Genomic DNA, 14,940 nt, shown 5'->3' with positions numbered 1-14,940 from the left:
GATTTCGAGCTCTGGGCCAGATCTCTAACGATCTTGGTTTCTAAGGGCCGTTGGGTTAGATGCCGTCGGCACCTCCCTTTCGATCGAGTTTGAAACACCGCCGGCCCCCGGAAAACATTGGGTTTGAAAGAGTATCGCTCGGTAAGAGGTAACGAGGATCGCTCACAATGCATCTTCCTGAGTAAGAAGGCGTTCAGAAGCTCAGAAAATCGCCAAGACGATCAGAACGCTAGATTCTTTGGAAAACGGGAAGAAGACCAACCGTATATCTCCCCCAATAATCGGTCGCCTGCCTATTAAGGTTTTCGCGGGGGTGGCTCGTTGGTGTAGATGCGTGGCCAGAATGTGATTTGAGATCTTTTTGGGATTTCTGTTAACGATTTCCGCTTGCATTCGGCATATGGTCATCTCACGGTTGTTTTGCATTGGTTTGGGCGTATGGACGAAGGTCAAAAACGAGAAGAATTCACTCATCGCTGGTTGGAAACTGAGCCTTCCATATCGGCTTACGTGTTTGCGTCCATCGCTGGATTTCACGATGCCGAGGATGTCGTGCAGCGGATCGCTCAGGAACTGGCTCGTCGGTTTGACGAGTTCGACTCGGGTCAGCCGTTCGTTGGCTGGGCGCTGTGGATCGCCAAGTCCAGGGTGATTGACTACTACCGGGCTCAGGGGCGTTCACGGGTTGTTTTCTCCGATGAATTGCTTGGCCAACTCGCTGATACGATCGTGAACCAATCTGACGGACGCAGCCAACGACGCGAGGCACTCGAAGCCTGTCTGGAGGAACTCCCATCAAGGTCTCGACGACTGCTTGATTTGCAATACGTCGAAGGACGCTCCGCTGCCGAGATAGCGCAGGAAACTGGATCCACCAGCGGATCGGTTCGAGTCCTGCTGTCGCGAGTCCGAACGGCACTTGCCAGTTGCATCGAAAGACGTCTTGCGTTGGAGAACCCATGATGTCGATAGACGATGACTTTATCGATCGTGTTCTTGCAGATGATGTGTCCGAGGAAGAGGCTGCAGAGTTTCAGCAGTGGCTGAAGATTCCTGCTAATCTCCAGCGGTTTGCTCTTCGCGGCGAGCTGCACTCACAGTTGCGACGTTCTCTGCAACGCAGACACATTCAGTCAAGTGCATTGGGGACCAAGGAAGATGTCTCGGCGCCTCCAGAACCCCGATCGACGGTTGTCCGCTCGCGAAAGATGTTGCTGCTCAGCGTCGCTGGGCTCGTGACCGCAGCCTGCATCCTCATTGCGTTGGTTGGTCTACGGCACGAAGGGAACGGAGCGCCGAATCATGGCGATACTGTGGCAGCGACCATCGTCAGCAATGTGAGCGGACTGCTTATCAGGGGCGATCGGCAATGGGACGGCACGTATCTTTCCGCAGGTGAGTACGAATTGCAGAAAGGCTTGCTGCATCTGCAGTTTGGTGGTGGAGTGATGGTTTACGTTGAGGCTCCTGCCCGCTTCGACGCGGTAGGTGATTCACGTGTGGTGCTGCACAACGGGCGACTGTCCGCCAGAGTCCCTCCGGAAGGGATCGGGTTCACCGTGGAAACTCCTGAGGCGGAAGTTGTTGATTTTGGCACGGAGTTCTCCGTCGATGTCGAAGGCGGCGCGAGTGAAGTTCATGTGTTTGACGGACTGGTGCGAGTGAATCCCGGAGCGTCGAGTCAGCGAGATGAATCAAGGTCCGTTGATGTGCAAGCGTCTCACGCCGTGCGGATTACTGACGGAGCGGCTAATCCCGAAAATATTTCGATCGCGACCGACCGTTTCATTCGTAACTTTGAAGAGCCGAGGCTGAACTACGCTCGCGCAATCAAACAGCTATCGCCTTTGGCTTACTACCGCATGCCGATTCGCGACCGTGGCTTGGTTGCTCAGCCGCCCGAGTATTCGGGCGTTGTTTTGACCGGACAGGGCAAGCGTCCGCCACATGCTTGCGGTGTCTTCGTCGGCGGTTCCTTGCGAGTCGGAGTCGACTCCATCGGCCGCGGAGGACGTGTCGATACGCCGCCCGCATTGAGCACGGGGCAATTTTCATTGACAGTGTTCGTTTATCTTGAAGATCAGGCACAACACGGAGTGGTCGCCACGAACTTCGATGGCGAGCGTGGGAATTTTGACCTATCGCTCGACGAGACTGGATTGCTGCAGGCCTCCATCAGGAACAGCAATGGCGATGTGTTCGTCGTCGCAGGCAACGCGACTCTTCCGCTAGCAGCGTGGCGGCACGTCGTCGTGACCGCTGATGGCGAGAACCTGCAGCTTTACGAAGACGGAAAGTTTGTTGCGTCCAAACCCTGCAAAGCCTTGGCAACCACCGACGCCGAAACGGTCTGGTTTGGAACGGATGCTAGTGCCGGTCGCGTATGGAACGGCCGGATCGATGAGGTGGCGTTGTTTGACAGAGCACTCACCGAAGAAGAAGTCGCCGCGCTTTATCGTACCGCCCAAGAGGAGATCGCCAGAACACTATGAGAAACGAATTGAATCAAGCGTTGTTAAGACTTCTGATACGAAGTTGGTTGAGTGTGCTCGTCATGCTGCCGATCCTCGGCGGATCGATCGCTGCGGCTGCCGACCGACCTAACATCGTGATCATTCTTGCGGATGACCTTGGGTACGGAAGCCTCAACAGCTACGGCGCAGACGTGTCGCTCATACACACGCCAAATATTGATCGGCTGGCCATGCAGGGGCGACGTTTCACGGATGCCAACACCCCGTCGTCGGTGTGCTCGCCAACTCGCTACGGATTGCTGACCGGACGCTACGACTGGCGGACGAACCAGAAGCACGGTGTGATTAACACGACCGACCCGTTGCACATCGAAACCTCACGCTCCACCATCGCTTCGGTGTTGAAGTCCGCGGGTTATCGCAACGCAGCCATCGGAAAGTGGCACCTCGGGTACGGGACAGGGAAAGCCGATTTCACGAAACCACTGACACCGGGGCCGCTGGATATCGGCTTCGACTATCACTTTGCCGTGCCGCAGAATCATGGAGACGCTTCGGGCGTTTATGTTCGCAATCGGCAAGTCGTCGGCTTGCGCAGCGGCGAAAATGTTGCGGCAGGTAGATCTCCCTACGGCCGAGACTACATGGGGATCGATGCTCCTCAGCGCGTCGATGAAAATGTGATGGATGAATTGACAACGGATGCGATTGGTTGGCTTGAGGAGCCAAAACGTGACGAGCCCTTCTTTCTCTATTTCGCCCCCGTCGCAATCCACTTTCCGTACACGCCTTCAGAAGAAACCAGCGGTACAAGCGGGACTGGGTTATACGGTGATTGGATCCACGAACTTGATAGGTCCGTCGATCGAATTCTGGACACGCTTGATCGGATGAAAGTGGCGGATGACACGCTTGTCATTTTCACCAGCGACAACGGTGGCGTGCTGATGACTGTAGGGGAACGCCCTGAGGCGGAAGCGTTTCGAGCCGGGCTTCGTCCGAATGGCCAGTGGCGCGGTCGCAAGCACAGCATCTACGAGGGTGGCTTTCGAGTTCCGTTTCTCGTTCGCTGGCCCGGGCATGTTGCACCAGGAACCGTGTGCGACGAAACGATTAACCTCGTCGATATGTATGCGACGATTGCCGCGTTGATTGCTCAGCCCGTATCGCCGAATAAAGAGATCGCAGAAGACAGCTTCAACGTGCTGCCGGCGTTTCTTGGCGTGCCTCATGAAGAACCGCTTCGGCCATCGATGATTGTCCACAGTCCCAATGGCAACTACGCCATTCGAAGTGGCCCATGGAAGTACATCGAAGGCCAAGCGAGCCCGACTTTGAAGCGGCCTTCGCAGCGTGACGAACTTCACGCTCAACTTTACAACCTGCAGGACGATCCTGGTGAGCAGAACAACGTCGTCGACGAACATCCCGGAATTAGGAAGCGACTCGCGAGTCTGCTTGAACAACATCGTAAGAGCGGACGGTCATCGACGAGCGTTCTACATCGGGAGAATTCCCCATGAATAACCATGCTGCTTCAGTAAACTCAGGAACGGTCTACGCTTGCCTGTCGATCGTCTGCTCGTGTCTCCTTGTAATCATCGCGATCAGCGACGCCAACGCGGCGACGCCGACCGAACGGAAGCCAAATGTCATCATCATTTTGGCCGATGACTTGGGCTATGGCGATCTGTCGTGCTATGGAGCCGACGACATTGCTACGCCAAACATCGACCGCATGGCGTCCGAGGGAATAAAGTTCAACAGCTTCTATGTTTCTCCCGTCTGTTCTCCGACACGCGCGTCGCTGATAACCGGCAGCCATTCGACTCGAGTAGGTATTGGCGGTGTGATGTTTCCGCGAAACAATCATGGGCTGAACCCTCACGAAATCACGTTACCGGAACTGTTGAAAGGTCAGGGTTATGCGACGGCCATCATTGGTAAATGGCATCTCGGCAACCAAGACATGTTTCAACCGCTCGTCCACGGGTTTGACTACTGGTACGGAACGCCGTCATCCAACAGCCAGTTCTATTACCCGACGATTAAGAAGTACGCAGCCGACTGCGTGTTTCGCGAAGGTTACACTCGCGACGGAATCCTCAAGCGGGAGACAGCGGCATGTCCGCTGGTTCGCGACAACATCGTCATCGAAGTCCCTGCGGACCAGACGCAGTTCACTCAGCGATACACTCGCGAGACCATTCGCTTTCTCACTCAAAACAAAGACAAGCCGTTCTTTGTGTACCTAGCGCACAACATGCCGCACATCCCGCTGCACGCGTCCGAGAAGTTCGTGGGCAGCAGTCGGCGAGGCATCTACGGCGACACGATCCAGGAACTTGACTGGAGCACCGGTGAGATTCTGCGGGCTCTGAAGGAAATTGGACTCGATCAGAACACGCTGGTCATCTTCACGTCAGACAACGGACCCAATACTAGTACAGGCGGTACCGCCGGCCCGTTGAAAGGAGGCAAAGGCTCGACTCTGGAAGGTGGCGTTCGAGTGCCGTTTGTGGCTCGCTGGCCGGGGAAGATACCGGCAGGAATCGAAACTGACGAAGCCATCACCGGTATGGACTTGCTGCCGACGCTGACCAAACTCGCGGGCGGCGAAGTTCCCGATGAACGCGTGATTGATGGAAAGGACATCTCGCCGCTACTCTCCGCAACCCCGGATGCGAAATCACCGCATGAAGCTATCTTCTACCTGCGAGGCCGTGGCGTTGATGCCATCCGCGTCGGCGACTGGAAGTACCGAATCGCTGCCGACAAGCCGCCAAAGAAAAAGGGGTCAAAGGGACAGCCCGCCGGCGACTCGAAGCCGAAGAAGGTCAGCGTTGAGACTCTCTACAATCTGCGCGATAGCGTTGGCGAGCAGACCAACCTGATCGATGAGCATCCTGAGATCGCCGCGCGGCTGAAGAAGCGGATGGAAGACTTCCACAATGAGCTTCGCAAAAACACGCGGCCTGCTGCAGTTGCTGAATCAACCAAACAAGATTAGCCACAGATGAACACGGATAAACACAGATGCATGAAGACGAATTGAATGCGTTGACGGAGAAGTCATTGGCTGTGAGTTTTCAGTATCGAAGCCACTACACAACGAGTCTTGATATCTGTGTTAATCCGTGTTCATCTGTGGCCAATTGCCAGGCGCCGCAAGGCTGCAGATACACTCAACCAAACACGGTCGCTATTCCGAATGATGGATGAAAAATGAATTTAGTGCGTGCTTTTTCCCTGCCGTTTATTGCCTTGGTGTTCGTCCCCATTGCTTGTGCCGCGAGTCCCGATCGGCCGAATATCGTTGTTTTTCTGACGGACGATCAGGGCTATGGCGACATCGGTTGTTTTGGCTCGGAGTCACTTGAGACGCCGAACATCGACCGGCTGTGCCAGCAGGGGATGAAGTTCACGGACTTCTATGTGCACCAGCGCTGCTCGCCAACGCGTCTGGCGTTCATGACGGGCTCGCACGCGCACCGTGCAGGTTGTACCAAAGTCATTTACAACAAAGACCGCATTGGGATTCACGCGGACGAAGTCACGACGCCGGAGCTTCTTAAGACCGCTGGCTACACCACAGGAATCGTCGGCAAGTGGCATCTGGGCGAATGGGACGCGTTCAATCCTACTCGTCACGGATTCGATTTCTTTTACGGATTCATGGACGATCTCGATCAGGGCTCGGGGATCTATCGGAACCTTGAACGCGTCGAATCGATCAAACGGAAGACCGATGGACAACATTCGCCGGAATTGCTCGATGCTGCGATTGGCTTCATCAGAGAGAACAAAGAACGGCCGTTCTTTCTCTATTACGCTTCGCCACTGCCGCACACGCCGTGGAGTCCAAACACACGATTCAAGGGAACTTCAAAGCGCGGCGCGTACGGCGACGTGACCCGTGAGATCGACTGGCAGGTCGGTGAGTTAATGAAGACGCTCGACGAGCAAGGGCTTGCCAGCAACACGTTAATCGTCTTCGCATCAGACAACGGCCCGGTGCTTGGCATTAACGGCGGAGACGCCGGCCCGTTTCGCGACGGCAAATGGACCGACTTTGAGGGCGGCATTCGTGTGCCGTGCATCATGCGCTGGCCAGGCACCATCAAACCCGGTTCAACGAACAGTCAGATCACCGGAATCATCGACTTGCTGCCGACGTTCTGTGCGATCGCCGAAGTCGACCCGCCGGGCGACCGGGTGATCGACGGCCGTAACATTCTGCCGTACCTAAAGAGCGAGAAGGTTGAACAACCAATCCACGAATCGTTCATCGTGCCTGGTTCGGTGATTCGTCACGGGCAGTGGAAGCTGCTTGTTCGAGACCTAAAGCCAGGCGGCAAGAGCGGTCGAGAGGGTAAGCGCCCATCCGCTGCAGCGGGTTCGCTCTTCAACCTCCAGACAGACCCCGGTGAGACTCAAGACGTCTCAGCCGATCATCCCGAAATCGTCGCGGACCTGCGACGCAGAATGAATGAAGCGGTCAGGGAACTCGAAGCCAACAGTCGACCGATCGGCAGACTTCCTAGTCGTTGAAGAATTAGCCACAGACGAACACGGATAAACACAGATGAATGATGACGAGTTGAATGCGTTGACGGAGAAGGTCATAGGTTGTGCGTTTCAAGTCTCAAATACTTTGGGATCGGGATTTTTAGAAAAGGTCTATGAGAATGCGCTTGCCATTGAGCTTCGCAAGAGTGGCCTCGACGTGAAGCAGCAAGCGCCGATCAATGTGTTGTACGACGGCATCGTTGTAGGCGAGTATTTCGCCGACCTTCTCGTCTCAGACGCAGTGATCGTGGAACTCAAAGCGGTCAAGGAATTCAGCGATGCGCACGCTGCTCAATGCCTTAACTATTTGAAGGCAACTGGGCTGCCGATTTGCCTATTGCTCAACTTCGGCAAGCCTCGAGTTGAAGTGAAACGCTACCGACTTTAGATGAGCGGGAATGGCCACAGATGAACACGGATAAACACAGATGTTTGAAATTGGAAATACCCGCACCGAGGGTTTAGCGAACGTCGGCACACTCTGAGAAACATGTTTTTAACAAACAAAAACGCATCAAAAATTACTATCGACCATCGCATTTAGGTCATCATTCCTCAACTCTAATAACCTGTGTTCATCCGTGTTTATCTGTGGCCAATCGCTTCCCCAAACTGATCCACAAACGAATCAACGAAAGAACAAGCAAACTCAATGAATCCTAGACACCTTCCCTCCCTGGCCATCTGTGTTCATCCGTGTTTATCTGTGGCTAATCTACTATTACCCCTGATTCTCGCGACCGTTTTTGCTTTGTCCCATTCACCGGCCCGAGCTGAATCCGACAAGCCGATGAACGTGCTCTTCCTGGTTGCCGACGATTTGAATAGTTGGATGTTGGAAGACGCGGATCGCTATGCAGGCAAGGTGGTCGCACCGAATCTTCGCAAGCTCGCTAGCAGTGGAGTGAACTTCACGCGAGCCTACACCGCGGCGCCGGTTTGTTCGCCTTCTCGGACTGCGTTCTTTTCCGGTGTAGCACCGTGGGAGTCAGGTATCTACAACAACGCGCAGATCATCAACGAGAGCGAGGCACTGAATCAGGATGCGGTGCTATCTCTTGCCGGGTTGTTCAAGAAGAACGGCTACGACACTTTCGGTTACGGCAAGATTACCCACGGCTGGGACCAGAAAGAGCACTGGGATGAACATGTCGGCCACAAAAGAGATCCGGCTCCTCCCGGAGCCCCCTTGGCCAAACTCAGCGGGGGAGAGCAAGACTGGGGGCCTATTCACCTCACCGAGGAACAAATGAATGACACCGGCGGGGCCAATAAGGCAATCGCGATCCTAGAAAAACAACACGACAAACCATTCTTTCTGGCCTACGGTTCCTTCAATCCTCACATGCCCTGGTATGTCCCGCAGAAGTATTTTGACATGTACCCTCTGGACCAGATCATCCTTCCCGAGCTGAAGGAGAATGATTTGGATGACCTTCCTCCCCTGGCCAAAGCGGTGAGCGACGGGCTCGGGAGCTTCGCCGACAAAGTCATCAAGTCTGGCAAACATAAGGAGGCGGTGCAGGCCTATCTAGCCACGACCACTTATGTCGACACTCAATTCGGGCGCGTCCTCGATGCCCTCGAAAAAAGCCCCTACAAGAACAACACCATGGTTGTGTTTCTCACCGATCACGGCTTTCACCTGGGCGAAAAACACCATTGGCAAAAAACTACGCTCTGGGAAGAGGGGACACACACGTTGTTGATGTTTCGCGCGCCGGGTGTCACCCAAGCCGGAGGCGTGTCGCAGCGGTTTGTTTCCCTGATGGATATCTACCCCACGCTGGCTGAACTCTGCGGACTTACGCCACCTGCGAATATCGATGGACGCTCGTTGGTGCCCCTGCTCAAAGACCCGAAGGCTCCCTGGGAAAGCACCGCCATCACCGGATTGTGCGATAAAGCCAAAACGGACCTTGCCTACATCAGCATCCGCCACGAACTCGGACGCTACACCCGCTACGGAGCCGAAGAGGAGGAGTTCTACGACACCACCAAGGATCCTCACGAATGGACCAACCAGATCGACAACCCGAAATACGCCACGAGCGTCAAAAAACTCCGCGGCCTAATCCCCGGTTTCAAGGATGCCGCTCAGCCCCTTCCTTCGGCGCTGACCAAGAAGCGTAGGGAAACTCAAAAAGAGAAAAAGAAGAAATAGTCCAATTCTTTCAAATCATAAAAACAAGCTGACCTAACAGGACCAACCATGAACCCTTCCCCTCAAAACAATCCTTCACGTCGAACCGTGTTGAAATCCATCGGCGCGACCACCACGCTGGCTGCGTCAGGTCTATTACCATCAGCAATCTACGCTGCCCCGCCCGCATCTGCGAACGACAAGTTGCGAGTCGGATTGATCGGTGGGGGGAATCGAGCCAAATGGCTGACGCGTGCGCTGTCGCGCGAATCCCATCGCGCCGAATTGGTGGCGGTCTGCGATTGTTACCTACCGCAGATCGATGTACTCGCGGCTGACAACAGAAGCGATCCAAAGGCCGGCGATTCCTGGAAACGTTATCAGAACTACGAGCAGATGTTCGATCAGGAAGAACTCGACGCCGTCATCATCGCAACGCCGGATCATGTGCGTGTGCGTGCGGCGATCGTTGCCTGCGTCAAAGGCTTGGACATCTACGCCGAAAAGCCACTCAGCTTTAGCATTCCCGAAGGCCGAGCACTGGTACAGGCTGTGCGCAAGCACAAACGCATTTTGCAAGTCGGCACGCAACAGCGCAGCACGGCCAACAACCAGTACTCATGCGAATTCGTTCGCAGTGGCGGCCTCGGCAAAGTGCATACGATTCTCGTCAAGAACTATTCCGGCTCGCGTCCTGCAACCGGTCTCGAAAAGCAAGTCATTCCCGAAGGCATGGATTGGGATCGATTCTGTGACCAGGCGCAGTTGCTGGACTACCACGCCCAACTTCACCGCAGTTGGCGAAATTTTGATGCCTTTACGGGAGGTCCCATTTGCGATCGCGGTGCGCACGCTCTGGACATGGTTCATTTGGCGATGGGCTGGGATAGTGTCGCGCCAACGCGAATCGAGCCAACCACGGATGCAAAAGACGCTCGCCAGCGCGGTGTCCGTCTTTATTACCCGGACGGCACGGTTGTTCGGCTGGAAAGCGACAATGGACCAGCTTTTGGAGGCATCTTTATCGGTGAGAAGGGCAAGTTGGAAATCAATCGAGGACGCTTCGCCTGCAATCCAACGACTCTGATTGCACCTTTCGAAGGCGAAGAGACCGAAAACCATGTCGGCAACTGGCTCGACTGCATCGAATCACGCGGGGAACCCAATGCTCCCGTTGAAGTCGGACATCTGATTACCAGCGTCGCGCACCTGATCAACCTTTGTCGCATAACCGGTCGCACGCTCAACTGGGACGCTACCCAAGAACAAATCATCGGCGATGAGGCTGCCAATGCATTGCTGAACAAAGAACGGCGTCCCGACTACGCACTTCCCGTTGTTTAACCAAAGGAGTTTCAATGCTTTCCCTCCCAATCCATCGTTCTGACCGCGCGAGGCAATGTTATTTTCAAATCATTGCGTTCGTAGCGATTTCACTTTGCTGTAGCCCAACCTACGCCGACGATTGGGTCACGCTGTTCGACGGCAAGAGCCTCGACGGCTGGAAATCGTCACACGACAACACCCAATTTGCGATCACCGATGAAGTCATCGTGGGCTCGAGTTCCAGCCAGACTCATTTTTTACACACGGTTGAAACGTATGGTGATTTTGAACTTGAACTGGAAGTCAAACTTCACGACACCGACCTGAACTCCGGCGTTCAGATCCGCACCATGTTGAATCGGGAAAATACGAAGGGCCAATCGAGGGAATCGATCCATGGTCCTCAAGTCGATCTCGGAAAATCTCCAGGACGCAGCGGCCACATCTTTAACCAGGGAAATGGTGCGTGGATCACACCAGAGAAAGACTTGACCCGCAATGACGCAATGGTCAACGGCCGGTGGAATAAGCTCCGCGTGTTGGCCGTAGGCCCGCGCATTCAAACCTGGATCAATGACAAGCCGGTTGCGGATGTCACCGATAACGAAGCTTTCGCAAAATATCCCTCAGGCGTGATTGCCCTGCAGGTACACGGTGTCAAGAACTCACCAGAGAAAACTCGCCATGTGTCGTTTCGATCGATCCGCGTTCGGAGACTCGACTCCGCCAAGTAGCGTCCACTCGCGATGGATACCTGCCGTAACGTGACGATACAGTTCGCGAAACGGTTCGACCTGTTCGTATTGAAGATGCGGAAGCCAACCCTGGGCCGAGTGCATCACCAGTTTGAAATTCTCGCAACCTTCGTTGGCTTTATAACGCAAACTGCCATCGCCGGTAAACTTGCCGTGGCGATGAGCTAGCGATGAGATCAAGTCAAACGCACTCAGCGACGCACCCAGAGTTCCCACCGTGAAGTCGCAAAATTGACCCTTCTTCGGCAACAACTTTTGTATCGGCCAAGGGGACGCGAAGTAGCCGGAGTCAGGATCATCGACATCGCAAAAGTGGTGGCCGCTAGCAATCACAACCGCATCGAACGTGTGCCGCGAACCTGCCGCGGTCTTGACGACGATCGTGTTAGCGTGACGCTGGTCAACAATGTCGACGACCTTGCAACTGGAATGTTCAACCACTTCAATTCCGACGCGATCCAGTTTCGATACCATCGCCTGAAACTGGTCTGCGAAGTACTCACCCATGGCGATCCGGCTATACGTCTCGTCGTGACTGACATTGTCTCGCGACAATCCGAACTCGTTGAGCGACTCTTTGTTCAACGAACGCAGCCAATCGGCAAATGATTGGACAAGCGGCGGCAACTCTTCCGATGAGATGTTGCACATGTGGTGGTGGTCCGTCGTCTCACGACTATAGGGCATCCCGACGCCCAACTGGGGGCCTTGCTCAAAGACATCAATACTCGCTATTCCGTCCCCGAACTCGTGGGCAGACTCCGCTAGATAACGAAGCAGATACAAGGCGGTTGGACCGCTGCCCACAATGGCCAAACGATTCAGCGATAGCATGCAAAACGATCCTGATGCGAAATGGTTTTGTCCGGACGTTATCCCAGCGAAGTTACTGGTCGTCCTCAATTCTTAATTCCCGGTTAGCAGTTGCCGTACCAAACTCGCAAACAGCACCTTTTCCAGCCGTCGTCGGAACATGGTTTGCACCTCATCTGGACGAATGAAGCTGCTCCAAATCATCATTTCGCCGGGCCATGATTACTGGGTTCCCAAAGGCGGACCGGCCCACCAGCACGGGACGCAAAGCCCTAGCGAAGTTGATTGCGTCGCGGGTTTTGGATTGGTTGGTGATCGCTACTTTCACGGCAAGCCGAATCGCAAAGGCCAAGTCACCTTCTTCGACTACGATGTTCTGCAGCAAATCCGCGAGCAGTTCGACTTGCCTCAGTTACCCGCATCGCTGCTTCGTCGCAACCTCGTTGTCGTGGGGGCTGATCTCTCCACTCTGTTGGGTCAGCAGTTCGAGTTGCAGGGCGTTCAGTTTGAGGGCCGGCAAGAATGCCGACCATGCGGCTGGATGGATCGCATGATCGCGCCTGGTGCCAAATCGTTCATGAGCCAAGGGTTCCGTGGCGGTTTGCGAGCCAGAGTTCTTACCAACGGCAAGCTGCAAGTTGGCTGACCAAACAATTTTTGCGTCTTGGTACGCCGGTTGCATTGTGATCTGCAACCGATGACGCGGTAACTGCCGTTGAAGCCAACGGGCGCTCTCATCGAGAATTTTCAACAGGTGGAACCATGAGCCAGCAACGCAAAACTGCAGACAGTGAAATTGAGACTTTGGAACGCTCGCCTTCGATCTTGGACCGGACGGCAGAGACTAAACAAGCCAAAAGTATTCAGAACGCGACACAAGTCGGTGAAGTCTTGGACCGAGTTCGCTACGAGGCCGACGAACATCCCGCTGCGATGACTGGTTTGGTATTCGTCTCCGGATTCGCCCTTGGCGTCCTGGCGACCCTCGCGTTCTGTCAATCGCGACCTCAGCCGACGGGTTACCAATCGTACTTGCCACGCAATTGGCGAAATTGATCTTTCTTTCACTCTCTCAAGCAGGATTCAAAGCAATGCCCATGGCATCTCAACCTAAACATCCACGCATGTCCGGTCGGCATGAAAGAGAATCACAGTCCACTACGGGCGAAGCGGTTGCACGTCACAGTCAAGCAGCGGCCGAACATTTTCTAACAACGCCCGCCAAAGACGTCTTCGGACAATTGAAGCAGTACGCTCGTGAAAAACCAGACGTGGCCGCATGCTGGTGCTTCGCGGTTGGCATCGTTGTAGGCTGGAAACTACGAGGATGAGCCAAGTTTCTCAACTTCGCAAACGACTGGAGGAATCGTTCGGCTACAAGCGATTCCGTCCGGGTCAATCGAAAGCATGTCGCGCCGCCATCGAGGGCCGTGACACGTTAATTTTGATGCCCACGGGTTCAGGCAAAAGCATTTGCTATCAGTTGCCGGGAATTGAACTGGATGGGGTAACGGTCGTGGTCAGTCCGCTGATCTCGTTGGCGGAAGATCAGGCTGCGAGTCTCCAAGAGAACGGCATATATGCGGTCATCTTAAACAGCAGCAAATCCAAGAAGCAAATTGCATCGTTTCGCGAAGACTTGCGGACTGGCAAGTCCGAGTTTGTATTCACGACGCCCGAGCGACTACAGCAAACGGATTTGTGCGAGCAGCTTGCTGAGGCTGGTGTGGACTTGTTCGTTATCGACGAGGCGCACTGCGTCAGTCAGTGGGGACACGATTTTCGGTCCGACTATCTATGTCTGCACCACGCTCGCAAACGTCTCGGCAATCCGCCGATCTTGGCGATGACCGCGACCGCATCTGCTCGCACCGTTGATGAGATCGTTTCGTGTTTACAACTGAACGATCCGGTCACAGTGTTCAACTCCGCCTACCGATCGAATCTCAGACTTGAAGTCGTTTCGTGCGAAGGGGAAGTTCAAAAGGATGCGTTGTTGCGGGGGTTGCTGTCGGATCAGAGCAATTTGGTTGCTAATGAGCCAGCGATCGTCTATTGCAGCACGGTGAAGGAGGTCGACCGACTCGCGAGCGAATTCGCAGACTTAGCCGTGCCTGTGCTTCGTTACCACGGAAGGATGAGGAAGCAAGAGCGACTTGATTCGCAGAACTCGTTCATGGACGGATCGCCGGCGGTCATGTTTGCAACCAATGCGTTTGGTTTGGGCATCGACAAACCCAACATTCGTCGAGTGATTCACTACAACGTGCCCGCCTCGATCGAAGCATACTATCAGGAAGTCGGGCGGGCAGGACGTGACGGCAAACACGCTCATTGCACATTGCTGTTTGATGCCAACGACCTGCGTGTCTTGAAAATGTTCGCGGGCGGACATCTTGATTCGTCACAGCTCGCGACGGCTCATCACTGCTTATGTCAGGGGGTGGAGCGATGGGGTTCCGACGACGGCACCGTTTCCCTCAACGAAATAAAGAAGATCAGTGCTCTGGGCCGACAAACACTGCAAAACTGCCTGCAGCAGTTAGCTTCTCGCGGCTTGGTTGCACCAGCCGGCCGCGGTCGATGGCGTCTGCTCGTTAGAGAAGTCGACCACGACATCACCGATCGGATTGCGGACGAGGCACGACAACGAGCCGAAGACCGCCAGATCGCGTTGCGGCAAATGGTGCAATTCGCAGAGCAGCATTCGTGTCGCTGGTCCTTGATCTTGAATCACTTTGACGACCAGGGCACGTCAGACATCTCCGATTGCTGCTGTAACGTTTGCGAACCGTCGACTCGGGCCCAGAAGTCAGTGACCGAACCGACAGCAGTTGAGGAATTGACGTTAACCCGGTGA

General features: G+C 54.7%; 14 protein-coding genes. 13 read left to right on the top strand and 1 reads right to left on the bottom strand.

Going from position 1 to position 14,940, the window contains the following annotated elements; translation table 11 throughout:
• Positions 1 to 438 precede the first annotated feature (438 nt).
• From Poly59_RS26130 to Poly59_RS26090, 9 genes are all read left to right on the top strand, one after another.
• Positions 439 to 963 (top strand): sigma-70 family RNA polymerase sigma factor, encoded by a 525-nt coding sequence (locus tag Poly59_RS26130; RefSeq protein ID WP_146537067.1) that lies wholly within the window; start codon positions 439 to 441, stop codon positions 961 to 963.
• A complete protein-coding gene (locus Poly59_RS26125; RefSeq protein ID WP_186776589.1) occupies positions 963 to 2,492 on the top strand; it encodes a LamG-like jellyroll fold domain-containing protein in 1,530 nt (509 codons plus the stop codon). Before Poly59_RS26130 ends, Poly59_RS26125 begins: the two co-directional genes overlap by 1 nt.
• A gap of 62 nt (positions 2,493 to 2,554) precedes the next feature.
• On the top strand, positions 2,555 to 3,997 hold the full coding sequence (locus Poly59_RS26120; RefSeq protein WP_186776530.1) for a sulfatase-like hydrolase/transferase: 1,443 nt from the start codon (positions 2,555 to 2,557) through the stop codon (positions 3,995 to 3,997).
• Positions 3,994 to 5,484 (top strand): sulfatase family protein, encoded by a 1,491-nt coding sequence (locus Poly59_RS26115; RefSeq protein WP_146537064.1) that lies wholly within the window; start codon positions 3,994 to 3,996, stop codon positions 5,482 to 5,484. The genes Poly59_RS26120 and Poly59_RS26115 overlap by 4 nt, the downstream gene beginning before the upstream one ends.
• A 239-nt stretch (positions 5,485 to 5,723) precedes the next feature.
• Positions 5,724 to 7,025: a sulfatase-like hydrolase/transferase gene (locus Poly59_RS26110; protein WP_390621534.1), complete on the top strand. Its 1,302-nt coding sequence runs from the start codon at positions 5,724 to 5,726 to the stop codon at positions 7,023 to 7,025.
• 34 nt (positions 7,026 to 7,059) lie between these two features.
• On the top strand, positions 7,060 to 7,431 hold the full coding sequence (locus Poly59_RS26105; RefSeq protein WP_146537062.1) for a GxxExxY protein: 372 nt from the start codon (positions 7,060 to 7,062) through the stop codon (positions 7,429 to 7,431).
• A 318-nt stretch (positions 7,432 to 7,749) separates the two neighbouring features.
• On the top strand, positions 7,750 to 9,207 hold the full coding sequence (locus Poly59_RS26100) for a sulfatase (protein ID WP_246151948.1): 1,458 nt from the start codon (positions 7,750 to 7,752) through the stop codon (positions 9,205 to 9,207).
• Between the two features lie 48 nt (positions 9,208 to 9,255).
• The gene (locus tag Poly59_RS26095; RefSeq protein ID WP_146537061.1) at positions 9,256 to 10,530 is read left to right on the top strand and encodes a Gfo/Idh/MocA family protein; all 1,275 of its coding nucleotides are present in this window, start codon (positions 9,256 to 9,258) and stop codon (positions 10,528 to 10,530) included.
• Positions 10,531 to 10,544: 14 nt separating this feature from the next.
• On the top strand, positions 10,545 to 11,246 hold the full coding sequence (locus Poly59_RS26090) for a 3-keto-disaccharide hydrolase (RefSeq protein ID WP_146537060.1): 702 nt from the start codon (positions 10,545 to 10,547) through the stop codon (positions 11,244 to 11,246).
• On the opposite strand, the gene Poly59_RS26085 is transcribed toward Poly59_RS26090, so the two are convergent.
• Entirely contained in the window at positions 11,178 to 12,101 is a 924-nt protein-coding gene (locus tag Poly59_RS26085; protein WP_146537059.1) for an FAD/NAD(P)-binding protein, read from the bottom strand. The genes Poly59_RS26090 and Poly59_RS26085 overlap by 69 nt on opposite strands.
• 163 nt (positions 12,102 to 12,264) lie before the next feature.
• Between Poly59_RS26085 and Poly59_RS26080 the strand changes: the two genes are divergently transcribed.
• From Poly59_RS26080 to Poly59_RS26065, 4 genes are all read left to right on the top strand, one after another.
• The gene (locus tag Poly59_RS26080) at positions 12,265 to 12,726 is read left to right on the top strand and encodes an MOSC domain-containing protein (RefSeq protein WP_146537058.1); all 462 of its coding nucleotides are present in this window, start codon (positions 12,265 to 12,267) and stop codon (positions 12,724 to 12,726) included.
• Between the two features lie 116 nt (positions 12,727 to 12,842).
• Positions 12,843 to 13,136 carry a hypothetical protein gene (locus Poly59_RS26075; RefSeq protein ID WP_146537057.1) on the top strand — a complete coding sequence of 98 codons (294 nt, stop codon included), beginning with the start codon at positions 12,843 to 12,845 and terminating at the stop codon, positions 13,134 to 13,136.
• Positions 13,137 to 13,171: 35 nt separating this feature from the next.
• Complete coding sequence (locus Poly59_RS26070) at positions 13,172 to 13,411, top strand: hypothetical protein (protein WP_186776529.1); 240 nt, start codon at positions 13,172 to 13,174, stop codon at positions 13,409 to 13,411.
• Positions 13,408 to 14,940, top strand: coding sequence for a RecQ family ATP-dependent DNA helicase (locus Poly59_RS26065; RefSeq protein WP_146537055.1), 1,533 nt, complete (start codon positions 13,408 to 13,410; stop codon positions 14,938 to 14,940). The genes Poly59_RS26070 and Poly59_RS26065 overlap by 4 nt, the downstream gene beginning before the upstream one ends.

Origin of the sequence: Rubripirellula reticaptiva (genome assembly GCF_007860175.1) — a bacterium.
Taxonomy (GTDB): domain Bacteria; phylum Planctomycetota; class Planctomycetia; order Pirellulales; family Pirellulaceae; genus Rubripirellula; species Rubripirellula reticaptiva.
The sequence above is the reverse complement of the archived record's forward strand: the minus strand, read 5'-3'. Positions and strand labels throughout refer to the sequence as shown.